The sequence below is a fragment of the Paracoccus sp. T5 genome (genome assembly GCF_048538155.2).
Classification (GTDB): domain Bacteria; phylum Pseudomonadota; class Alphaproteobacteria; order Rhodobacterales; family Rhodobacteraceae; genus Paracoccus.
The window spans coordinates 2,091,728-2,112,672 of record NZ_CM135809.1; the positions used below are offsets into that span (position 1 = coordinate 2,091,728).

General features: G+C 68.1%; 20 protein-coding genes. 17 read left to right on the forward strand and 3 right to left on the reverse strand.

Features of this window, described 5'->3' with window-relative positions; all coding sequences use genetic code 11:
* The first annotated feature begins 110 nt into the window (after window positions 1-110).
* The 11 genes from mdh (at window position 111) to ACNR9W_RS10400 (ending at window position 12,424) form a co-directional block, all read left to right on the forward strand.
* On the forward strand, window positions 111-1,073 hold the full coding sequence (gene mdh / locus ACNR9W_RS10350) for a malate dehydrogenase (protein ID WP_419267404.1): 963 nt from the start codon (window positions 111-113) through the stop codon (window positions 1,071-1,073).
* A 69-nt stretch (window positions 1,074-1,142) separates the two neighbouring features.
* Complete coding sequence (locus tag ACNR9W_RS10355; protein WP_419267402.1) at window positions 1,143-2,318, forward strand: hypothetical protein; 1,176 nt, start codon at window positions 1,143-1,145, stop codon at window positions 2,316-2,318.
* 187 nt (window positions 2,319-2,505) lie between these two features.
* A complete protein-coding gene (gene sucC, locus ACNR9W_RS10360) occupies window positions 2,506-3,699 on the forward strand; it encodes an ADP-forming succinate--CoA ligase subunit beta (RefSeq protein WP_419267783.1) in 1,194 nt (397 codons plus the stop codon).
* 78 nt (window positions 3,700-3,777) lie between these two features.
* Window positions 3,778-4,662 (forward strand): succinate--CoA ligase subunit alpha, encoded by an 885-nt coding sequence (gene sucD / locus ACNR9W_RS10365; RefSeq protein WP_419267401.1) that lies wholly within the window; start codon window positions 3,778-3,780, stop codon window positions 4,660-4,662.
* A 129-nt stretch (window positions 4,663-4,791) separates the two neighbouring features.
* On the forward strand, window positions 4,792-5,121 hold the full coding sequence (locus tag ACNR9W_RS10370; RefSeq protein WP_419267400.1) for a hypothetical protein: 330 nt from the start codon (window positions 4,792-4,794) through the stop codon (window positions 5,119-5,121).
* A 35-nt stretch (window positions 5,122-5,156) separates the two neighbouring features.
* The gene (locus ACNR9W_RS10375; RefSeq protein ID WP_419267399.1) at window positions 5,157-8,123 is read left to right on the forward strand and encodes a 2-oxoglutarate dehydrogenase E1 component; all 2,967 of its coding nucleotides are present in this window, start codon (window positions 5,157-5,159) and stop codon (window positions 8,121-8,123) included.
* Between the two features lie 4 nt (window positions 8,124-8,127).
* Window positions 8,128-9,651 (forward strand): 2-oxoglutarate dehydrogenase complex dihydrolipoyllysine-residue succinyltransferase, encoded by a 1,524-nt coding sequence (gene odhB, locus ACNR9W_RS10380; protein WP_419267398.1) that lies wholly within the window; start codon window positions 8,128-8,130, stop codon window positions 9,649-9,651.
* Between the two features lie 121 nt (window positions 9,652-9,772).
* Window positions 9,773-10,027: a hypothetical protein gene (locus tag ACNR9W_RS10385; protein ID WP_419267397.1), complete on the forward strand. Its 255-nt coding sequence runs from the start codon at window positions 9,773-9,775 to the stop codon at window positions 10,025-10,027.
* A 2-nt stretch (window positions 10,028-10,029) separates the two neighbouring features.
* On the forward strand, window positions 10,030-10,419 hold the full coding sequence (locus tag ACNR9W_RS10390; RefSeq protein WP_419267396.1) for an MAPEG family protein: 390 nt from the start codon (window positions 10,030-10,032) through the stop codon (window positions 10,417-10,419).
* A gap of 78 nt (window positions 10,420-10,497) precedes the next feature.
* Window positions 10,498-11,886, forward strand: coding sequence for a dihydrolipoyl dehydrogenase (lpdA, locus tag ACNR9W_RS10395; protein WP_419267395.1), 1,389 nt, complete (start codon window positions 10,498-10,500; stop codon window positions 11,884-11,886).
* Between the two features lie 91 nt (window positions 11,887-11,977).
* Window positions 11,978-12,424, forward strand: coding sequence for a transglycosylase SLT domain-containing protein (locus ACNR9W_RS10400; RefSeq protein ID WP_458478735.1), 447 nt, complete (start codon window positions 11,978-11,980; stop codon window positions 12,422-12,424).
* 38 nt (window positions 12,425-12,462) lie between these two features.
* Here the strand turns inward: ACNR9W_RS10400 and ACNR9W_RS10405 are convergent, their stop codons facing one another.
* The gene (locus ACNR9W_RS10405) at window positions 12,463-13,083 is read right to left on the reverse strand and encodes a lytic transglycosylase domain-containing protein (RefSeq protein WP_458478484.1); all 621 of its coding nucleotides are present in this window, start codon (window positions 13,081-13,083) and stop codon (window positions 12,463-12,465) included.
* A gap of 218 nt (window positions 13,084-13,301) precedes the next feature.
* Here ACNR9W_RS10405 and ssb point away from each other — a divergent pair, with 218 nt between their 5' ends.
* Entirely contained in the window at window positions 13,302-13,808 is a 507-nt protein-coding gene (gene ssb, locus ACNR9W_RS10410) for a single-stranded DNA-binding protein (protein ID WP_419267392.1), read from the forward strand.
* A 237-nt stretch (window positions 13,809-14,045) separates the two neighbouring features.
* Entirely contained in the window at window positions 14,046-15,092 is a 1,047-nt protein-coding gene (locus tag ACNR9W_RS10415) for a Glu/Leu/Phe/Val dehydrogenase dimerization domain-containing protein (protein ID WP_419267391.1), read from the forward strand.
* 57 nt (window positions 15,093-15,149) lie between these two features.
* On the opposite strand, the gene aroB is transcribed toward ACNR9W_RS10415, so the two are convergent.
* Window positions 15,150-16,256, reverse strand: a complete 1,107-nt coding sequence (gene aroB, locus ACNR9W_RS10420) for a 3-dehydroquinate synthase (RefSeq protein ID WP_419267390.1) — start codon at window positions 16,254-16,256, stop codon at window positions 15,150-15,152.
* Window positions 16,257-16,262: 6 nt separating this feature from the next.
* Window positions 16,263-16,808, reverse strand: coding sequence for a shikimate kinase (locus ACNR9W_RS10425; protein ID WP_458478485.1), 546 nt, complete (start codon window positions 16,806-16,808; stop codon window positions 16,263-16,265).
* Window positions 16,809-16,934: 126 nt separating this feature from the next.
* Here ACNR9W_RS10425 and ACNR9W_RS10430 point away from each other — a divergent pair, with 126 nt between their 5' ends.
* The 4 genes from ACNR9W_RS10430 to ACNR9W_RS10445 are packed head-to-tail and all read left to right on the forward strand — an operon-like array spanning window position 16,935 to window position 20,928.
* Window positions 16,935-17,120 (forward strand): hypothetical protein, encoded by a 186-nt coding sequence (locus tag ACNR9W_RS10430; RefSeq protein WP_419267388.1) that lies wholly within the window; start codon window positions 16,935-16,937, stop codon window positions 17,118-17,120.
* A complete protein-coding gene (locus ACNR9W_RS10435) occupies window positions 17,113-18,612 on the forward strand; it encodes a hypothetical protein (RefSeq protein WP_419267387.1) in 1,500 nt (499 codons plus the stop codon). The genes ACNR9W_RS10430 and ACNR9W_RS10435 overlap by 8 nt, the downstream gene beginning before the upstream one ends.
* On the forward strand, window positions 18,609-19,589 hold the full coding sequence (locus tag ACNR9W_RS10440; protein ID WP_419267386.1) for a site-specific tyrosine recombinase XerD: 981 nt from the start codon (window positions 18,609-18,611) through the stop codon (window positions 19,587-19,589). The genes ACNR9W_RS10435 and ACNR9W_RS10440 overlap by 4 nt, the downstream gene beginning before the upstream one ends.
* Before the next feature lie 10 nt (window positions 19,590-19,599).
* Window positions 19,600-20,928, forward strand: coding sequence for an HlyC/CorC family transporter (locus ACNR9W_RS10445; RefSeq protein ID WP_419267385.1), 1,329 nt, complete (start codon window positions 19,600-19,602; stop codon window positions 20,926-20,928).
* The last annotated feature ends 17 nt before the right edge of the window (window positions 20,929-20,945 follow it).

Genomic DNA, 20,945 nt, shown 5'->3' on the forward strand with positions numbered 1-20,945 from the left:
AAGGCAAGTGCCGGCCCCGTGACGCCGCGGTTCGGCGGGACAGGCTTGCGATTCGTTGCCTGACCCCTTAACCACCGCGCAACAATCCACCTGACATTCGGAGGTTACCCATGGCCCGACCCAAAATCGCACTCATCGGTGCGGGGCAGATCGGCGGCACGCTGGCGCATCTGGCCGCGATGAAGGAACTGGGCGACGTCGTCCTGTTCGACATCTCGGAAGGCACGCCGCAGGGGAAGGCGCTGGACATCGCGGAATCGGGCCCGTCCGAGGGTTTTGACGCCCGCATGAAGGGCACCAACGATTATGCCGACATCGCGGGCGCCGATGTCTGCATCGTCACCGCCGGCGTGCCGCGCAAGCCGGGCATGAGCCGCGACGACCTGTTGGGCATCAACCTCAAGGTCATGAAATCGGTGGGCGAAGGCATTGCCGCGCATGCCCCCGACGCCTTCGTGATCTGCATCACCAACCCGCTGGACGCGATGGTCTGGGCGCTGCGCGAGTTCAGCGGCCTGCCCCATAACAAGGTCTGCGGCATGGCCGGCGTGCTGGATTCGGCCCGCTTCCGCCACTTCCTGTCGCTGGAATTCGACGTCTCCATGAAGGACGTGACCGCCTTCGTGCTGGGCGGCCATGGCGACACGATGGTGCCGCTGACCCGCTATTCGACCGTGGCCGGCATCCCCCTGCCCGACCTGGTCAAGATGGGCTGGACCACGCAGGACCGGTTGGACGCGATCGTCCAGCGCACCCGCGACGGCGGCGCCGAGATCGTCGGCCTGCTGAAGACCGGCAGCGCCTTCTATGCCCCCGCCACCAGCGCCATCGAGATGGCCGAGGCCTATCTGAAGGACCAGAAGCGCGTCCTGCCCTGCGCGGCGCATGTGGACGGCGCCTACGGCCTCAAGGGCATGTATGTGGGCGTGCCGACCGTGATCGGTGCCGGCGGGGTCGAGAAGGTCATCGACATCACCCTGGACCGCGACGAGCAGGTCATGTTCGACAAGTCGATCGACGCGGTGAAGGGCCTGGTCGAGGCCTGCAAGGGCATCGACAGCAGCCTGGCCTGATCCCCGCTTGAGATCGGACCGACGGCGCGCCATGATCGGCGCGCCGTTTCCGTTTCGCGAGGTGCGCCGATGCGCCGGTTGCTTGTCCTGCTGTCGCTGATCGCCGCCCCGGCCTGGGCCGACGACACCGCCACGTCGCGGCTGATCGCCCGCCAGGGGATCGCCGCGACCACGCTGCAGGTCGAAGACCAGGCGGCCTCGGCCGACCGCGACATGGCGCTGGCGGCGCTGCGCTTTCTGGGCGGGATCGAAGCTGCCATGCAGGCCCGCTGGCGGATCGGCGCGACCGAGGCGCTGCTGCCCCTGCCGCTGCTGGGCACCACCCTGCCCGGCAATTCCGAGCCGCAGCCCATGACCGCTGATTTCGTCAACCTGATGGCAAAAGATGCCATCGCGGCCATGCGCAGCACACGCGAGGTGCTGCCTGATGGCCAGGGCGCGCTGGTCCTGGACCTGCGGGACCTGTGGCTGGATGTGGATGGTGACGGGCAGCGGGGCACCGGGGAAGGGCTGGCCGCGCTGTCGGGCCTTCCCCTGCCCGATGGGCCGGCGGTCGTCCGCTTCGATGCAGCCGACAGTCATTGGCTGCGCGCCTATACCCATCTGATCGAGGGCGTGGGCAGCCTGATCCTGGCCTTCGATCCCCAGCCCGCGCTGGAGCGGCGCCTGGCGCTGGCCGAGCTGCTGGCGGAGCAGTTCGCCGAGCCGCCGGGACAGATGGCGCGCGCGCCGAACCTGGACCAGCAGGCGCTGGCCTTCGGCCCGATCGTGGATCGCGTGGCGGTCGCGCTGCAGACCCTGCGGCACCAGCCCGATCCGGCCCTGACGCGCGAGGCGCGCGACCAGCTGCGCGCCATGATCGCCGCCAACCGCGCCTTCTGGGCCGAAGTCGCCACCGAAACGGACGACGACCGGGAATGGATCCCGAACGACCGCCAGACGGCCGCCCTGGGCTTCCAGCTGCCGCCGGGCACGGGAGATTTGTGGCTGTCGATCCTTCATGAGGTCGACGAGGCGCTGGCGGGGCGGATGCTGGTGCCCTTCTGGCGCTTCGCGCCGGGATATGGCGTCGATCTGGCGCGGTGGGTGGAGGATCCGCAGCCTGTTGATCCGGTCGATTGGGTGCAGGGCACGGCGGCCCTGCCCTATGCCCGACCGGGCCTGACCGTCGGCGCGGACAACTGGAACCGGTTCCTGTCGGTCTTTGGCGGGCAAGCCGGACTTTACATGGTGCTGCTGAACTGAGGCCTTCGGCGCCCGAATCAAATCCCCCCGGCGTGCCGCGAGATGTTTGTGATCACAGCCTTTCCGGGCGTGATCACATTCGGCGGCTTCCTGCCGGTTTTGACGTTTTTAACGGGAAATCGTTTCAGGGACCCGCCGCGACGTGCCAAAAGACCCCAAATCTGTCGAACCGAACGAGGGGGTCGAGATGAACATCCACGAATACCAGGCCAAGGCGCTGCTGCGTCAATACGGCGCGCCCGTCAGCGATGGCCGCATCGTGATGAAGGCCGACGAGGCCAAGACCTGCGCCAGCGAGATGGACGGCCCGCTCTGGGTCGTGAAGGCCCAGATCCACGCGGGCGGCCGCGGCAAGGGCCACTTCAAGGAAGCCGAAGCCGGCGAGAAGGGCGGCGTCCGCCTGGCTAAGTCGGTCGAGGAAGCCGAGGAACTGACCCGCCAGATGCTGGGCCGCACGCTGATCACGCACCAGACCGGACCCGCCGGCAAGCAGGTCAACCGCATCTATATCGAAGACGGCAGCGACATCGCGCGTGAGCTGTACCTGGCGCTGCTGGTGGATCGCCAGACCTCGCGCGTCAGCTTTGTCGCCTCGACCGAGGGCGGCATGGACATCGAGGAAGTCGCGGCCCACACGCCCGAGAAGATCGTCAGCTTCTCCGTCGATCCGGCCTCGGGCCTGTCGGACTTCCACGGTCGCCGCGTGGCCTTCGCCCTGGGCCTGGAAGGCAACCAGGTCAAGCAGTGCGTCGCGCTGGTCAAGAACCTGTATCGCATGTTCATCGAAAAAGACATGGAGATGCTGGAGATCAACCCGCTGATCGTGACCCCCGAGGGCCAGATCAAGTGCCTCGACGCCAAGATGGGCTTCGACAACAACGCCCTCTATCGTCAGGCCGACATCATGGCGCTGCGTGACGAGACCGAGGAGGACAGCAAGGAACTGGCCGCCTCCAAGTTCGACCTGAACTACATCGCGCTGGATGGCGAGATCGGCTGCATGGTGAACGGCGCGGGCCTTGCGATGGCCACGATGGACATCATCAAGCTGTTTGGCGCCGAACCCGCGAACTTCCTGGATGTCGGCGGCGGCGCCACCAAGGAGAAGGTCACCGAGGCGTTCAAGATCATCACCAGCGATCCGAACGTCAAAGGCATCCTGGTCAACATCTTCGGCGGCATCATGCGCTGCGACATCATCGCGGAGGGCATCATCGCCGCCGTGAAGGAAGTCGGCCTGCAGGTTCCGCTGGTCGTGCGCCTGGAAGGCACGAACGTGGACCTGGGCAAGGAGATCATCGCCAATTCGGGCCTGAACGTGATCGCCGCCGACGACCTCAAGGACGGCGCGCAGAAGATCGTGAAAGCGGTCAAGGGCTGATCCATCCGGGCGCGCGACCGGCGCGCCCTCCTCTGGAACACCGCGGCGCATCGGCGCCGCTTACGCAAGGAGGCCATGATGGCCGTTCTCGTCGACAAGAATACCAAAGTCATCTGCCAGGGGATCACCGGGTCCCAGGGCACCTTCCACACCGAACAGGCGATCGCCTATGGCACGCAGATGGTCGGCGGCGTGACCCCCGGCAAGGGCGGGTCCGAGCATCTGGGCATGCCCGTGTTCAACTCGGTCCACGAGGCGGTGGCCAAGACCGGCGCCACCGCATCCGCGATCTATGTCCCGCCCCCGTTCGCGGCGGATTCAATCCTGGAGGCCATCGACGCGCAGGTGCCGCTGATCGTCTGCATCACCGAGGGCATCCCCGTCCTGGACATGATGCGCGTCAAGCGCGCGCTGGCCGGATCGCAGTCGCGCCTGATCGGCCCGAACTGCCCCGGCATCATGACCCCCGACGAATGCAAGATCGGCATCATGCCGGGCAGCATCTTCCGTCGCGGCAGCGTCGGCGTCGTGTCGCGCTCCGGCACCCTGACCTATGAGGCCGTCAAGCAGACGTCCGACGTGGGCCTGGGCCAGTCCAGTGCGGTGGGCATCGGCGGCGATCCGATCAAGGGCATGGAGCATATCGACGTGCTGCAGATGTTCCTGGACGATCCGGAAACGGAATCGATCATCATGATCGGCGAGATCGGCGGCAGCGCCGAGGAAGAGGCCGCCGAGTTCCTGGCCGAGCAGAAGGCCAAGGGCAAGTGGAAGCCCACCGCCGGCTTCATCGCGGGCCGCACCGCCCCTCCGGGCCGTCGCATGGGCCATGCCGGCGCGATCGTGTCGGGCGGCAAGGGCGATGCCGAGTCCAAGATCGAGGCCATGAAGAAGGCCGGCATCGTCGTCGCCGACAGCCCGGCGGGCCTGGGCGAGGCCGTCCTGAAGGCGATCAAGGGCTGATGATTTGACAGTCCGCCCCCCGGACCTAAGTTTGGGGGGCGGGTGGTCGTGAAGGGAAAGATCGTGGAGTTGCAGGGTTCGCACCCGACTGAAGCGCCGAACGGACCGAGGCATTGCAGCTTTGGCCCCATGGCGCCCCTGTCCCTGCTGGCGCTTCTGTCCCTGGCCGGCTGCGGCGAACGCATGACCGGCGACGTCCTGCGCGGTGGCATCCCCGCCCGCACCAACCTGCACCTGGCCAGCGGCCTGCCGCCGGAATCGGTCCGGACCGTGGCGCGCCGCGAGTTCGGCTGGCGGGTCATCTATCAGCCGGCCGCGGCACCGCCCAATGCCGAAAGCCGCGCCGCCGTCGCCCTCTGCGGGCTGGAACGTCGCGCGCCGCTGCGCATTGTCCAGCAGCCCCGCCTCGATCCCACCGCCGATCCCGGCGCCCGCATCTTTGACATCTACTGCGCCTGACCCAATCCCATCCTTGCCCTGAACGGGGACCAGCCATGACCGACCAGCCAAAAAACACCGATTTTCACGATTCCTCGTTCCTCCAGGGCCATAACGCGGCCTATGTCGAGCAGCTTTACGGCCAGTGGGCCAAGGACCCCTCGGCGGTGGACCAGGCCTGGGACGCGTTCTTCCGCGGCCTGGGCGATGATGACGGCACCGCCGTCCGCGAGGCGCAGGGCGCCAGCTGGAAGCGCGCCGACTGGCCGCCGGTCCCCGCCGACGACATGACCGCCGCCCTGACCGGCGAATGGCCGGCCGCGGCCAAGGCCGATGCGGGCGGCGCCATGAAGAAGATCGCCGCCAAGGCCGAGGAGAAGGGCGTGAGCCTGTCGGCCGCGCAGATGCGCCAGGCCGTGCTGGACAGCATCCGGGCGCTGATGCTGATCCGCGCCTTCCGGATCCGGGGCCACCTGCACGCGAATTTGGACCCGCTTGGCCTGCGCGACGTGCCCGACCATGGCGAGCTGAAGCCCGAGACCTATGGCTTCGGCCCCGGCGACATGGACCGCCCGATCTTCATCGACAATGTGCTGGGCCTGGAGGTCGCCTCGATCCGCCAGATCTGCGACCTGATGACCCGCACCTATTGCGGCACATTCGCGCTGCAGTACATGCATATCTCGAACCCCGAGGAAGCCGCCTGGCTGAAGGAGCGGATCGAGGGCTACGGCAAGGAGATCGCGTTCACCCGCGAAGGCCGCCGCGCCATCCTGAACAAGCTGGTCGAGGCCGAGGGCTTTGAAAAGTTCCTGCATGTCAAGTACATGGGCACCAAGCGGTTCGGCCTGGACGGCGGCGAGGCGCTGATCCCCGCGATGGAGCAGATCATCAAGCGCGGCGGCGCGCTTGGCGTGAAGGAGATCGTGTTCGGCATGCCCCACCGAGGCCGCCTGTCGGTGCTGGCCAACGTGCTCTCCAAGCCCTATCGCGCGATCTTCCACGAATTCCAGGGCGGCAGCTTCAAGCCCGAGGACGTGGACGGGTCGGGCGACGTGAAATACCACCTGGGCGCCAGCTCGGACCGTGAATTCGACGGCAACACCGTCCACCTGTCGCTGACCGCAAACCCCAGCCACCTGGAGGCCGTGAACCCGGTCGTCCTGGGCAAGGCGCGGGCCAAGAGCGACCAGGCGGGCGACCGCAAGGCGCGTACCTCGGTCCTGCCGATCCTGCTGCATGGCGACGCGGCCTTTGCCGGCCAGGGCGTCGTGGCAGAATGCCTGCAGCTGTCGGGCATCCGCGGCCACCGCACCGGCGGCACGATCCATATCGTCGTGAACAACCAGATCGGCTTTACGACCGCGCCGCATTTCAGCCGCACCTCGCCCTATCCGACCGACATCGCGCTGATGGTCGAGGCGCCGATCTTCCACGTGAACGGCGACGACCCCGAGGCGGTGGTCCATGCCGCGCGCGTGGCCATCGAGTTCCGGCAGAAGTTCAAGAAGGACGTCGTCCTGGACATCATCTGCTATCGCCGCTTTGGTCACAACGAAGGTGACGAGCCGATGTTCACGAACCCGGCGATGTACACGAAGATCAAGCAGCAGAAGACCACGCTGCAGCTCTATACCGAGCGTCTGGTGGCCGACGGGCTGATCCCCGAGGGCGAGATCGAGGACATGAAGGCCTCGTTCCAGGCGCACCTGAACGAAGAGTTCGAGATCGGCAAGAACTACAAGCCGAACAAGGCCGACTGGCTGGACGGCAAGTGGTCGGGCATGAAGCGCGAGGGCAGCGAATATGTAGCCGGCGAGACGGGCATCTCTCCCGAGGTGATGACCCAGGTCGGCCGCGCGCTGAGCACCGCCCCCGAAGGCCTGAACCTGCACAAGACGGTCGGTCGCCTGCTGGAAGCCAAAAAGCAGATGTTCGAAACCGGCGCGGGCTTTGACTGGGCCACGGGCGAGGCCCTGGCCTTTGGTTCGCTGGTGGTCGAGGGGCACGGCGTCCGCCTGGCCGGCCAGGACAGCACGCGGGGCACCTTCAGCCAGCGCCATTCGTCCTTCATCGACCAAAAGACCGAAGAGCGCTACTATCCGCTGAACAACATCACCAAGGACCAGGCGCGCTACGAGGTCATCGACAGCATGCTGTCGGAATATGCGGTGCTGGGCTTTGAATACGGCTATTCGCTGGCCGAGCCGAACAGCCTGGTGATGTGGGAGGCCCAGTTCGGCGACTTTGCCAACGGCGCGCAGATCATGTTCGACCAGTTCATCTCCTCGGGCGAGAAGAAATGGCTGCGCATGTCGGGGCTGGTGATGCTGCTGCCGCACGGCTTCGAGGGCCAGGGACCCGAGCACAGCTCGGCCCGGCTGGAGCGCTTCCTGCAGGGCTGCGCCGAGGACAACTGGATCGTCGCGAACTGCACCACGCCCGCGAACTATTTCCACATCCTGCGCCGGCAGATCCACCGGGGCTTCCGCAAGCCCCTGGTACTGATGACCCCGAAATCGCTGCTGCGCCACCCGATGGCCGTCAGCAAGGCCGAGGAGTTCCAGACCGGATCGACCTTCCACCGCGTGCTGTGGGACGATGCGCAGCGCGGCAATTCGCCCACCCAGCTGGCGGCGGATGATCAGATCAAGCGTGTCGTCATCTGCTCGGGCAAGGTCTATTATGACCTGCTGAAGGCGCGCGACGAGGCCGGGATCACCGACGTCTATCTGCTGCGCCTGGAACAGTTCTATCCCTTCCCCGCGCAGGCGATGGTCAAGGAACTGGGCCGCTTCAAGCAGGCCGAGATCGTCTGGTGCCAGGAAGAACCCAAGAACCAGGGGGGCTGGACCTTTGTCGATCCCTATCTGGAATGGGTGCTGGAACGTCTGGGCTCGCGGCACACGCGGGCGCGCTATGTCGGCCGCAATGCCGCCGCCTCGGTCGCCACGGGCCTGGCCTCGCGGCACAAGGCCGAACAAGAGGCGCTGGTCGCCGAAGCCCTGAACCTTGAAGGATGATCCGATGACCACCGAAGTCCGCGTGCCCGCCCTGGGCGAATCCGTCACCGAGGCCACCATCGCCACCTGGTTCAAGAAGCCCGGCGACCGGGTCGAGGTCGACGAGATGCTGTGCGAGCTGGAGACCGACAAGGTCACCGTCGAGGTCCCCAGCCCCTCGGCCGGCGTGCTGGCCGAGATCGTCGCCGCCGAGGGCGAGACGGTGGGCCCCGATGCGCTGCTGGCCCAGATCAGCGAGGGTGGCGAGGCTGCCGCCCCCGCCCCCAAACCTGCCAAGGCCGAAGCAACGGCCGAAAAGACCGAGGAACAGACGAAGATGAGCGGCAATTCCGTGGACGTGATGGTCCCCTCCCTGGGCGAAAGCGTGACCGAGGCGACCGTGGCCACCTGGTTCAAGAAGCCGGGCGACCAGGTCGAGGCGGACGAGATGCTGTGCGAGCTGGAGACCGACAAGGTCTCGGTCGAGGTTCCGGCCCCCGCCGCGGGCGTCCTGGCCGAGATCCTGGCCGAGGAAGGCGCGACCGTGGACGCCAAGGCCCGTTTGGCGATCATCACCGAAGGCGCCTCGGGCACCAAGCCGGGCGCCCAGAAGGCCCAGGAGACCGTGCTGGAGAATGCCGGTCCCGAGGAACCGACCCTGCGCCGCGACGTCGAGGATGCCCCCTCGGCCAAGAAGGCCATGGCCGAAAAGGGCGTCAGCCGCGACCAAGTCCAAGGCTCGGGCCGCGACGGCCGCGTGATGAAGGAAGACGTGGCGAAGGCCGGCCAGGCCCAGGCCCCCGCGCCGGCCGCGAAGGCCCCCGCCGCGCCGCGCCCGGCCGAGGATGCCGCGCGCGAGGAGCGGGTCAAGATGACGCGCCTGCGCCAGACCATCGCCCGCCGCCTGAAGGACGCGCAGAACACCGCCGCGATGCTGACGACCTATAACGAGGTCGACATGTCCGCGATCATGGGCCTGCGCAACGAGTACAAGGACGCCTTCGAGAAGAAGCACAAGGTCAAGCTGGGCTTCATGTCCTTCTTCGTGAAGGCCTGCTGCCACGCGCTGAAGGAAGTCCCCGAGGTCAATGCCGAGATCGACGGCACCGACGTGGTCTACAAGAACTACGTCAACATGGGTGTCGCGGTCGGCACGCCCTCGGGCTTGGTCGTCCCGGTGGTGCGCGACGCCGACCAGAAGGGTTTCGCCGCGATCGAGAAGGAGATCGGCGAGCTGGGCCTGAAGGGCCGCGACGGCAAGCTGTCCATGGCCGAGATGCAGGGCGGCACCTTCACCATCTCGAACGGCGGCGTCTATGGCTCGCTGATGTCGTCGCCGATCCTGAACCCCCCGCAGTCGGGCATCCTGGGCATGCACAAGATCCAGGACCGTCCGGTCGTGGTCGGCGGCCAGATCGTCATTCGTCCGATGATGTACCTGGCGCTGTCCTATGACCACCGCATCGTCGACGGCAAGGGCGCCGTGACCTTCCTGGTCCGCGTCAAGGAGGCGCTGGAAGACCCGCGCCGCCTGCTGATGGATCTGTGATCCCCTGGCGCCGGGCACCCGCGAGGGGGCCCGGCGCCTTGGCCACTTCCGCTGCCCTTGCGGGGCTTGCAAGGCCCCCGCACCCTCAGGCAAGCTGACCGCGATCGAACCGGAGCGTCCCATGCAGCTGATCACCCGCTACACCATCCAGGACCACGGCACCTTCCGCGCGGCCTTTGACGCGGATGCCGAGGATCGTGGCCGCAACGGGCTGTCGCTTTTGCAACTGTGGCGCGAAGGCGAGGGGCATGCCTGGGCGCTGTTCCAGGTGAACGACGCCAAGGCGGCGCGAGCCTATCTGGAGGGCGCGGCCAAGGTCTTTGAAAGCCAGGCGGGCGTTTCGGCCAGCCAGCACCATTTCGTGGAAACGGCCTGATCATGACCACCGAATTGACGGCCCTCGCCTTAGCGGGCCTGCTGCAGGGAGGCCAGTTCGTGCTGTTTTCGGTGCTGGCGAACCTGCAGGTCGGGCCGCGCGTGGCAATGGGGCCGCGCGATCATGCCCCTGCCCTGACCGGCCGCGCCGGCCGGGCGCAGCGGGCGCTGAACAACCATTTCGAAGGGCTGATCCTGTTCAGCCTGGCGGTGCTGGTCGTGACGGCCGGGGGCGAGGCCAGCGGATTCACCGGCGCCTGTGCCTGGGCCTATCTTCTGGCGCGTATCCTCTATGTGCCGGCCTATCTGCTGGGCTGGACGCCATGGCGCTCGGTCATCTGGGGGGTCGGCTTTGCGGCGACCATGGCGATGATCCTGGCAAGCCTGGTCTGAGCCGTTATTCGGCAAACATATCCTGCGGGGGCCCGGCACAGCGATCTGCGGCTTCCCGATCGAAAGAAGGGACGAAACATGTATGATCTGATCGTGATCGGCGCCGGCCCCGGCGGCTATGTCTGCGCCATCCGCGCGGCCCAGCTGGGTCTGAAGGTCGGCTGCGTCGAGGCGCGCGAAACGCTTGGCGGCACCTGCCTGAACGTGGGCTGCATCCCGTCCAAGGCGCTGCTGCACGGCACCCACATGCTGCACGAGGCGCATGAGAACTTTGAGAAGATGGGCCTGATGGGCGCCCATGTCGAGGTCGACTGGGAGAGGATGCAGGGCTACAAGTCCGAGACGGTGACGGGCAACACCAAGGGCATCGAGTTCCTGTTCAAGAAGAACAAGATCGACTGGATCAAGGGCTGGGCCACGATCGAGGCGCCCGGCCGCGTCAAGGTCGGCGATACCGTCCACGAGACGAAGAACATCGTCATCGCCACCGGCTCGGTCCCGCAGGGGCTGCGCGGGGTCGAGGTCGACAACGACGGCGGCGTGATCGTGGATTCCACCGGCGCGCTGGCCCTGCCCAGGATCCCCAAGTCGATGGTCGTGATCGGCGCGGGCGTGATCGGGCTGGAACTGGGCTCGGTCTATGCGCGCCTTGGCGCCGAGGTGACCGTGGTCGAGTACCTGGACGTCATCACCCCGGGCATCGACGGCGAGGTGCAGAAGCAGTTCCAGAAGATCCTGGTCAAGCAGGGCCTGAAATTCGTCTTGGGCGCCGCGGTGAAGTCGGCCGAACTGCAGGACGGCGGCGCCAAGGTCACCTATGCGCTGAAGAAGGACGACAGCGAGCAGGCGATCGAGGCCGAGGTCGTGCTGGTTGCCACCGGCCGCCGTCCGCATGTCGAGGGTCTGGGGCTGGAGGCCTTGGGCGTCACGCTGACGGATCGCGGATTTGTCCAGATCGACGACCACTGGGCCACCAGCGTCCAGGGCGTCTATGCGATCGGCGATGCCGTTCCCGGCCCGATGCTGGCGCACAAGGCCGAGGACGAGGGCATGGCGGTGGCCGAGGTGATCGCCGGCAAGCATGGCCATGTGAACTATGGCGTCATTCCCGGCGTGATCTACACCACTCCCGAAGTGGCCACTGTCGGCCTGACCGAGGAGGCGGCCAGGGAGGCCGGCCACAAGATCAGGATCGGCAAGTTCCCCTTCATGGGCAATGCCCGCGCCAAGGCCCAGTTCCTGGGCGAAGGCTTCGTAAAGCTGATCGCGGATGCTGACACCGATCGCATCCTGGGCTGCCACATCATCGGCCCTTCGGCGGGCGACCTGATCCACGAGGTCTGCGTGGCGATGGAGTTCGGCGCCTCGGCCGAGGATCTGGCGCTGACCTGCCACGCCCATCCGACTGTGTCCGAGGCCGTGCGCGAGGCTGCGCTGGCCTGTGGCGACGGGGCCATTCATGCCTGACCGGTTTTTGGCCGGAGTTTCGGGGGGCGTGCCGCTGCGGCGCGCCCCTTTTGACATGGGCAGGGCGCAGATCGGGCGGCGGGGGCTGATCATGTCGGTGCTGGCCCTGGTGGCCTGCGGCGGTGGCGACGGCATCGGTGGGGGCGGCGACCGGCTGACGGGTTCGGGCCTCTATCCCAACGAAACCCCCTATCTGCGCCAGCGCATCAACTACTGGTCGCGCCACTATCAGGTGCCGTCTGCGATGGTGCAGCGGATCGTGCTGCGCGAATCCCAGCACCGCCCCGGAGCGCGCAACGGGTCCTATTACGGCCTGATGCAACTGGCGCCGCAGACCGCCCGGACCATGGGCTATCGCGGTCCCGACGCCGGGCTTCTGGATGCGGACACGAACCTGCGCTATGGCGTGAAATACCTGCGCGGGGCCTGGCTGGTGGCCGAAGGGCATCCCGACAGGACGGTGATGTGGTACAAGCGCGGCTATTACGATGAAGCCAAGCGTAGGGGCCTGCTGAAGAAGACGGGCCTGCGCGGCTGATGCCGAAAAAGGGCCCTTGGGCCCCTTTGTCATCCGGATCAGCTGCCCGCGATGATGCGCACATAGTTGCGCGTCTCGCGATAGGGCGGGATGCCGCCATATTTCTGCACCGCGCCCGGACCCGCGTTATAGGCGGCCAGCGCCAGCGTCCAGTTGCCGAACTGGTTGTACATCATCCGCAGATAGCGCGCGCCGCCGTTCAGGTTCTGGACTGGGTCAGCCGGGTTCACGCCCATCTTGGCGGCCGTGCCCGGCATCAGCTGCGCCAGGCCCATCGCGCCCTTGTGCGACCGCGCGTTCGGGTTCCAGCCGGATTCCTGCTGGACCAGGCGCAGGAACAGGTCCTCGGGGATGCCGTGGCGCTGTGCGGCCTGGCGGGCATGGGGCAGGTATTCGCTGCGCCGGCCGGTATAGCGCGGGATGTTGGGCGTGGGATCCAGCGCGATGGCGGTTTCGCGCCCCTCCGGCTGAAGACGCGCCGACCGCTGGTACTGCGTCGACAGGCGCGAATCCATCAGCCGCGTCTGGCGCGCAAACTGCTCGGCCCGTGATTTCGATGAACTTCCCGTCAGGCGCAGCCCCTCGGCCTGGACCGGCATCGCCAGTAGCCCGATCAGTGCCGCGCAGGTTGCCGCTTTCACAGAATGGCTGATCCGCATCTTGTCCGCCCTCGTTCTTGTCAGCTTTGGCTGTCGCCGGTTTTGCAGCGACTATACATAAATCCGGCGCCCCTGCCAGCATGGCGGACCGGTCGCCCGGCTCCTGCCCCCCTGATGCGCGGCTTCCCGCCTTGGGGCCGCCCCCCGGAACGGCTTGCAGGCGCGGGCCGGGCTGCGTTAGACCGGCGGGAACGAGACATCACCAAGGAACCCCCGTCATGGCAGGCAGCGTCAACAAGGTCATCCTGATCGGCAATCTGGGCCGCGACCCGGAAATCCGCAGCTTCCAGAATGGCGGCAAGGTCGCCAACCTCCGCATCGCGACCTCGGAAACCTGGAAGGACCGCACCACCGGCGAGCGCCGCGAGAAGACCGAGTGGCACACCGTCTCGATCCTGTCCGAAGGCTTGGTCGGCGTGGTCGAGCGTTTCCTGAAAAAGGGCAGCAAGGTCTATATCGAAGGCGCGCTGGAGACCCGCAAGTGGCAGGACCAGTCCGGCCAGGACCGCTATTCGACCGAGATCGTGCTGCGCGGGCTGAACGGCACGCTGCAGATGCTGGATGGCCGCGGCGAGGGCGGCGGCGGCATGGGCGGCGGTGGCAGCCAGGGCGGCGGCGGCTATGACGATTACGGCTCGGGCCCGTCGCGCGGCGGGTCCTCGGGCGGCTCCTCCGGCGGCAGCTCGGGCGGGCGCGCGGATTACGACGACGAGATCCCGTTCTGAGCCATCGCAGGCGAATCACCGAAAGGGCGGCCATGGGGCCGCCCTTTTTCATCGGCCACGACCAATCCTGATACGACGCGATCTTTCGGAAGACCCCGGCCTGGGGCATGCAAGTTGCGCGAACCCGGCCCGCGGCTTTGCGAATGATCCGCGACTTGCATTAACCATTCGGCAGGGCTTTCTGGGTCAATTCCCGCGCGTCCCGGCGGCGCGCAGACGTGACAGGAAGGCTTGCAGATGGCACTGACCCTTACCGATCTGACCGCCCCGCAGGGCTATGAACAACTTGTCCTGGCCGAGGACCCCGACGCGGGGCTGCGCGCCCTGATCTGCCTGCATTCGACCGCCTTAGGGCCCGCTGCGGGCGGGTGCCGGATGTGGCCCTATGCCAGCGACGCCGAGGCGATCGCCGACGTGACGCGGCTGGCGCGCGGCATGACCTACAAGAACGCGATGGCCGACCTGGGCCTGGGTGGCGGCAAGGCCGTGATCATCGGGGATGCGCGCAGCGACAAGACCCCGCGCATGATGCAGGCCTTTGGCCGCGCCGTCGATGCCCTGGGCGGCCGCTACTGGACGGCCGAGGATGTCGGCATCTCGCCCGAGGACATGGCCCATGCCGCGGCCGAGACACGCTTTGCCGTGGGCCTTTCCGACGCCTCGGGCGACCCCTCCCCCTGGACGGCCGAGGGCGTGTTCCGGTGCCTCAAGGTCGGCGCACGGCATGTGTTCGGCACCGACGACCTGACCGGCCGCCGCGTGCTGGTGCAGGGCCTGGGGCACGTCGGCCGGTCGCTGGCCGAAAAGCTGGCCGCCGCCGGTGCGCGCCTGATGGTGACCGACATCCATGCGGCGGCCCTGGATGACGCGACGGCCCGGCTTGGCGCCACGGTCGGCGATCCGGACCAGGTCTTCGATCAGCAGATGGACATCTTTGCCCCCTGCGCCTTGGGCGGCGTGTTGACCGATACGACCGCGCAGGCGCTGACGGCGCAGCTGGTCTGCGGCGCGGCGAACAACCAGTTGGCCAGCGATGGCGTGGCGCAGCGCCTGGCCGAACGCGGCATCGCCTACATGCCCGATTATGTGGTCAATGCCGGGGGCATCATCAGCGTCGCCAGCGAGATCCACGGCAAGCCCGACGCCTGGCGGCTGGAGCGGCTGACGGGCATCGCGGGCCGCGTGGACCAGATGCTGACCCTGGCCCGCCAGACGGGGCGCCCGACCTCGGATGTCGCGGATGAGATGGTCCAGACGATGCTGTCGGGCCGCCGCGCCGCCTGAGCCGGCCTCGGCCATCTCCCTCAACGGGGGATGGCGGGGCTTGGCGGTCGGGAAAGATCAGCGCGCCTCGCGCAGCACCGTTTTCAGCACGTCGGCCGTGGCGGCATCGCTGACAAAGGCCTCGCCGATGCCGCGGGCCAGCACAAAGCGCAGCTGCCCGTCCACCACCTTCTTGTCCTGCCCCATCAGCGCGATCAGCGCCGTGTCATCCGGCAGGGCGCCCGTGATCTCGGACAGCCGCGCCGGCAGCCCCATCTGCCGCAGATGCGCCAGCACCCGGCTCGGCGCCTCCTGCGCGCAAAGGCCCATGCGCGCCGACAGATCAAAGGCCAGGGCGCAGCCGATGGCCACCCCCTCGCCATGCAGCAGCCGGTCGGAATAGCCGGTGGCGGCCTCCAGCGCATGGCCAAAGGTATGGCCCAGGTTCAGCAGTGCGCGCTCGCCCTGCTCGGTCTCGTCGCGGGTGACGATGCCCGCCTTCATGGCCACCGAATGGGCAACCGCGTTCTGGCGCAGGGCCTTGTCGTCGCGCAGGCGCGGCCCGTTTTCCTCCAGCCAGGCAAAGAATTCCGCATCCCCCAGCAGACCGTATTTCGCCACCTCGCCATAGCCGGCCAGGAAATCGCGCGGGCTCAGCGTGTCCAGCACGTCGATATCGGCCAGGACCAGCGACGGCTGGTGAAAGGCGCCGACCAGGTTCTTGCCATGGCCGCTGTTGATCCCGGTCTTGCCGCCGACGCTGCTGTCGACCTGGGCCAGCAGCGTCGTCGGCAGCTGCACAAAGCGGACGCCGCGCCGCAGGATGGCCGCCGCAAATCCGACCAGGTCCCCGATCACGCCGCCGCCCAGCGCCACCACCACATCGCGCCGCTCGACCTTCTGCTCCAGCAGCCATTCGACGCAGGACTGCAGGTGGGGCCAGCTTTTCGTGCCCTCGCCCGAAGGCAGGACCAGTGCCTGGCTGGCGATGCCGGCGGCGGTCAGCGCGGCCCGAAGCGGTTCCAGGTGCAGCCCGGCCACGGTGGCATCGGTGACGATCGCCACCCGCGGCCGCGCCAGCAGCGGCGCGATCTGGTTGCCGGCGTCGGCCAGCAGGCCAGAGCCGATGCGGACGTCGTAGGCGCGGTCGCCCAAGGGGACATGGACGGTGACGGGGTCGAGCATGGTGGATCAGCCTTCGATCAGATGAGGGTCGGCCGCGCGCAGCGCCGCGATCAGCCGTTCGGTCGAGGTGTCGATGCTGTCCCCCGCGCGCGACACGAATTCCAGCTCGGCCTGGGCATAGACCGGGCTGCGTTCGGCCAGCAGGCGCAGCAGCGTGCCCTTGGGGTCGGCGGTCTGCAGCAGCGGCCGGGTGGGGCGCTGGCGCACGCGCTGCCACAGCGTCTCGGGGTCGCAGTTCAGCCAGACCGACATGCCCGATGCCGCGATCAGCGCCCGGTTGCCGGCCTGCATCCAGGCCCCGCCCCCGGTCGAGACGACCGAGGGCCGCCCCGCCAGCAGCCGCGCCAGCACCTGCGCCTCGCGGGCGCGAAAGAAGGCCTCGCCGTCGCGGGCAAAGATCTCGGTGATGGTCATGGCGGCGGCCGCCTCGATCTCGGCGTCGGAATCGGTGAAGGGCACGCGCAGCCGCCGGGCAAGCTCGGTTCCCAGGGCGGTCTTGCCGGCCCCCATCATTCCGATCAGCACGATATGGCGCGTCAACCGCTTGGTCATTCCCTGCCCCCGACAATCGGCTGACTGAATGACGTGATCTTTCGGAAATTGCCATATATATTCGGGACGAGCCGGCATCAGACCGGCCGACAACAATGAAAAAGCGGTCGAGCAAAGGCGAATTTGATGCGGATGTTGAAGCTACTGGTTGTGCTGATTCTGGCGGCGCTGATCGGCTTGGCGGGTTATGCCTATTTCGGCGACCTGACCCCCACCCGCACCGAGGTGCGCCGCCCGCTGGACCCGGCTGCCGCACCCGCCGCAACGCCCGCCCCTGCCCCTGCCACCGACGCCGAGCCGGCCAGTGACTGATCGTCCCACCTCTCCGCGTGGCGTCCTGCCCGCCCTGACGCTGGCGGGCCTTCTGGCCCTGCTGCCCGTTCAGGCGCCCGCCCAGCAGCAGCCGCTGTCGGCCAGCGACTGGCTGTCGGGCAGCGTGCAGGGGCCGCCGCGCGAATCCTCCGCCTGGCGCCCGTCGGACCGGCGGCCGCCGGGTCCGCGCGCCTCGCGTCCCAAGCCCGTGGCCGAAAGCGGCGAAGTGGGGCGCGTCCAGGTCACCCGGCTGGACCGGGGCGACCCGGATCACACCGGCACGATCAGTCCGCGCCGCGCGGGACTGCCCGCGGATCTGTGGGCGGGCAGCGATTCCGGCACCCTGGCGCAGATGGTGCTGGCGACGCCCGCGCGTCTACAGGCCATGCAGGCGCTGATGAAGCGGCTGCTGACGGCGCAGCTGGCGCCCCCGCAGGACGGCGACACGCCCGCCGGCCGCAGGGGAGAGCTGTTCCTGGCCCGCGCCGACCGGCTGCTGGACATGGGTGCGCTGGAGGATGCCCAGGCCCTGCTGGTGGCCGCCGGCCCGGGCGATCCCGAGATCTTTCGCCGGATGTTCGACATCGCGCTGCTGGAGGGGGACGAGGGCCGCGCCTGCGACATCATGAACGGCACCCCCGGCATCGCCCCCAGCTTTGCGGCGCGCATCTTCTGCCTGGCGCAGACCGGGGACTGGGCCGCAGCCGCCATCAGCCTGCACGGCGCCGAGACGCTTGGCCTGGTCGATGAGCGCCACGCGATCATGCTGACGCATTTCCTGGACGATGCCTTTGTGGACAGCAGCGATCTGCTGGAACCGGCCGAACGCATGACACCGCTGGAATTCCGAATCCACGAGGCGATCGGCCAGCCGCTGCCGACAATCCCGCTGCCGGTGGCCTTTGCCCAGTCGGACCTGCGGCTGAACAGCGGCTTCAAGGCGCGGGTCGAGGCGGCCGAACGCTTGGCCCGCACCGGCGCCCTGCCCGCGGCACAGCTGCGCCAGATCTATGCCGAACAGCGGCCCGCCGCCTCGGGTGGGGTGTGGGAACGCGCGGCCGTCATGCGCACGCTGGAGGCGGCGCTGGCCGGGGGCGACGTCAGCCAGGCCCTGCCCCGCGCCTTTGACGAATTCCGCGCCGCCGGGATGGCCGACCTGCTGGCGGCAATGGTGGCGGCCGACCTGCCGCCCGGCAGCGAAGACGAGCAGACGGCCCGGATCACCGACCTGCTGCGGGCCTGGCAGGGACTGCCGGAGGCCACCCTGCCCGAACCCGATCCGAACCTGGAGGCGCCCCAGCCCGAAGCGCCGCAGACGCAGCGGGGCGAGGCGCTGCTGACGGCGATGGCCGATATCGATGCCGCGCTGGAGGGCGACCTGGCCCGCGCCGGACGCGGCATCGCCATGCTGCGCGCCCTGGGCCTGACCGAGGATGCCGACCGGGCCGAGGCGCAGATCACGCTGTTGCCGCAGATGACGGAAACGCCATGACCGAGGCCGCAGACCACCAGAAGATCTCGGCCTTTCTGGATGCGCAGGCCGCGGAGGCCGGGGCCGCGCGCAACACGCTGCTGGCCTATGGTCGCGACCTGCGCGACCTGTCGGAGTGGCTGTCGGGGCGGGGTCTGGCGCTGGCCGGGCTGACCCGCGACCAGGTCGAGGATTACCTGTCCCATTGCGACACGCAGGGCCTGTCGCGCGCCACCCGTGCGCGCCGGCTGTCGGCCATCCGCCAGTTCACCCGCTTTGCGCTGGAGGAAGGCTGGCGCGAGGACGATCCGGCGATCCGCATCTCGGGGCCGGGACGTGCCAAGCGCCTGCCCAAGACGCTGAGCCGGGACGAGGTGGATGCCCTGCTGGCCGCGGCCCCCCGCGTCGGCCGCCGCCCCGAGGATCGGGCGCGCAACCTGTGCCTGATGGAGATGCTCTATGCCACCGGGATGCGGGTCAGCGAACTGGTGACGCTGCCCGTCGCGGGCTGCCGGGGCGATCCGGCGGTGCTGGTCGTGAAGGGCAAGGGCAGCAAGGACCGGCTGGTGCCGCTTGGCGCGCCTGCCCGTGCGGCGCTGCGCGACTGGCTGGCGCTGCGCGATGCGGCGCCGCAGGGCAGCCCGCTGCACCGGCTGCTGGCGGCGCGCGGCGCGCGCTGGCTGTTCCCCGCCCCCGGCGCGGCAGGCCACCTGCCGCGGCAGAGCATGTCGCGCCTGCTGCACCAGTTTTCCGTCGAGGCGGGGCTGGACCCCGCCCGCGTCACACCCCATGTCATCCGGCACGCCTTTGCGACCCACCTGCTGGAGGGCGGCGCCGACCTGCGCACCATCCAGATGCTGCTGGGCCATGCCGACCTGGGCACGACCGAGATCTATACCCATGTGATGGACCACCGCATGCGCGACCTGGTCCTGAACCATCATCCGCTGGCGCGCGTTGCCGATGACGGCGCGACCCAGCCCGACCCCCAAACCTGAACCGGACCCAATGGACGACCCTTCCAGTACCTTCGATGCCGCGATGTGGATCACCGGCGCGGCCATCGTTCTTCTGCTTGCGATGTCTGCCTTTTTCTCCGGCTCGGAGACCGCGCTGACCGCGGCCAGCCGTGCCAAGCTGCGCTCGCGCGCCGACAAGGGCGACAGCGGCGCCGAGACCGCGCTGCTGGTCACCTCGGACAGCGAGCGTCTGATCGGCGCCATCCTTCTGGGCAACAATGTCGTCAACATCCTGTCGGCCAGCCTGGCCACCGCGCTCTTCACCCGCCTGATCGGCGGCAGCGGCGTGGCCATCGCCACGCTGGTGATGACCGTCCTGGTCCTGATCTTTTCCGAGGTCATGCCCAAGACCTATGCGATCTCGGCGCCCGAAAAGGTCGCCAGCATGGTCGCCCGCCCGATCCGCCTGCTGACCATCGTCCTGGCGCCCGTCGTCACGGTGGTCCGCATGATCGTGCGCGGCATCTTGTCGATCTTCGGGCTGAAGACCGATCCCGGCTCGCACATGTTCTCGGTCGAGGAAGAGATCGCGGGCGCCCTGTCGATCGGCCATGCGGCGGGCTCGGTGCTGAAGGAGGATCGCGACCGCCTGCTGGGCGCGCTGGACCTGGGCAACCGCACCGTTGAGGAGATCATGCGCCACCGCAGCGAGATCCAGATGATCGACGCCGACCTGCCGCCCGAGAAGATCCTGGAAACCGTGCTGGCCAGCCCCCATACCCGCCTGCCCGTCTATCGCCAGGAGCGCGAAAACATCGTGGGCGTCGTCCATGCCAAGGACCTGCTGCGCGCCGTGAACCGTGCCGTGCGCGATGCGGGCGATCCCTCCGCGGCCCGGCGGTTCGACATCATGGCGGTGGTCATGCCGCCCTATTTCGTCCCCGAGACCAGCGCGCTGGACGAACAGATGCGCGAGTTCCTGAAAAGGCGCACCCATTTCGCGCTGGTCGTGGACGAATACGGATCCTTGCGCGGGTTGATCACGCTGGAGGACATCCTCGAGGAGATCGTGGGCGAAATCGCGGACGAACACGACACCGAGGCGGACCAGACCCTGCGTCCGAACCCCCAGGGCGACTATCTGGTCGAGGGGGGCATGACCATCCGCGACCTGAACCGACAGCTGGACTGGACCCTGCCGGATGACGAGGCCAACACCGTCGCGGGCCTGGTGATCCACATGGCGCAGTCGATCCCGGAACAGGGCCAGGTGTTCAGTTTCCACGGCTATCGGTTCGAAGTCGTCACCCGGCGGGAAAATCGTATCACACGGCTGCGAATCCGGCCGATCCTGCCCCTGAAAGGTGACGAGGCTTAGCCCTTTGCAGGGGTCGC

What these genes read in the sequence shown, in the direction of transcription:
- mdh (WP_419267404.1), top strand. Translation starts at nt 111, where the DNA reads ATGGCCCGACCCAAAATCGCACTCATCGGTGCGGGGCAGATCGGCGGC.
- ACNR9W_RS10355 (WP_419267402.1), top strand. Translation starts at nt 1,143, where the DNA reads ATGCGCCGGTTGCTTGTCCTGCTGTCGCTGATCGCCGCCCCGGCCTGG.
- sucC (WP_419267783.1), top strand. Translation starts at nt 2,506, where the DNA reads ATGAACATCCACGAATACCAGGCCAAGGCGCTGCTGCGTCAATACGGC.
- sucD (WP_419267401.1), top strand. Translation starts at nt 3,778, where the DNA reads ATGGCCGTTCTCGTCGACAAGAATACCAAAGTCATCTGCCAGGGGATC.
- ACNR9W_RS10370 (WP_419267400.1), top strand. Translation starts at nt 4,792, where the DNA reads ATGGCGCCCCTGTCCCTGCTGGCGCTTCTGTCCCTGGCCGGCTGCGGC.
- ACNR9W_RS10375 (WP_419267399.1), top strand. Translation starts at nt 5,157, where the DNA reads ATGACCGACCAGCCAAAAAACACCGATTTTCACGATTCCTCGTTCCTC.
- odhB (WP_419267398.1), top strand. Translation starts at nt 8,128, where the DNA reads ATGACCACCGAAGTCCGCGTGCCCGCCCTGGGCGAATCCGTCACCGAG.
- ACNR9W_RS10385 (WP_419267397.1), top strand. Translation starts at nt 9,773, where the DNA reads ATGCAGCTGATCACCCGCTACACCATCCAGGACCACGGCACCTTCCGC.
- ACNR9W_RS10390 (WP_419267396.1), top strand. Translation starts at nt 10,030, where the DNA reads ATGACCACCGAATTGACGGCCCTCGCCTTAGCGGGCCTGCTGCAGGGA.
- lpdA (WP_419267395.1), top strand. Translation starts at nt 10,498, where the DNA reads ATGTATGATCTGATCGTGATCGGCGCCGGCCCCGGCGGCTATGTCTGC.
- ACNR9W_RS10400 (WP_458478735.1), top strand. Translation starts at nt 11,978, where the DNA reads ATGTCGGTGCTGGCCCTGGTGGCCTGCGGCGGTGGCGACGGCATCGGT.
- ACNR9W_RS10405 (WP_458478484.1), bottom strand. Translation starts at nt 13,083, where the DNA reads ATGCGGATCAGCCATTCTGTGAAAGCGGCAACCTGCGCGGCACTGATC.
- ssb (WP_419267392.1), top strand. Translation starts at nt 13,302, where the DNA reads ATGGCAGGCAGCGTCAACAAGGTCATCCTGATCGGCAATCTGGGCCGC.
- ACNR9W_RS10415 (WP_419267391.1), top strand. Translation starts at nt 14,046, where the DNA reads ATGGCACTGACCCTTACCGATCTGACCGCCCCGCAGGGCTATGAACAA.
- aroB (WP_419267390.1), bottom strand. Translation starts at nt 16,256, where the DNA reads ATGCTCGACCCCGTCACCGTCCATGTCCCCTTGGGCGACCGCGCCTAC.
- ACNR9W_RS10425 (WP_458478485.1), bottom strand. Translation starts at nt 16,808, where the DNA reads ATGACCAAGCGGTTGACGCGCCATATCGTGCTGATCGGAATGATGGGG.
- ACNR9W_RS10430 (WP_419267388.1), top strand. Translation starts at nt 16,935, where the DNA reads ATGCGGATGTTGAAGCTACTGGTTGTGCTGATTCTGGCGGCGCTGATC.
- ACNR9W_RS10440 (WP_419267386.1), top strand. Translation starts at nt 18,609, where the DNA reads ATGACCGAGGCCGCAGACCACCAGAAGATCTCGGCCTTTCTGGATGCG.
- ACNR9W_RS10445 (WP_419267385.1), top strand. Translation starts at nt 19,600, where the DNA reads ATGGACGACCCTTCCAGTACCTTCGATGCCGCGATGTGGATCACCGGC.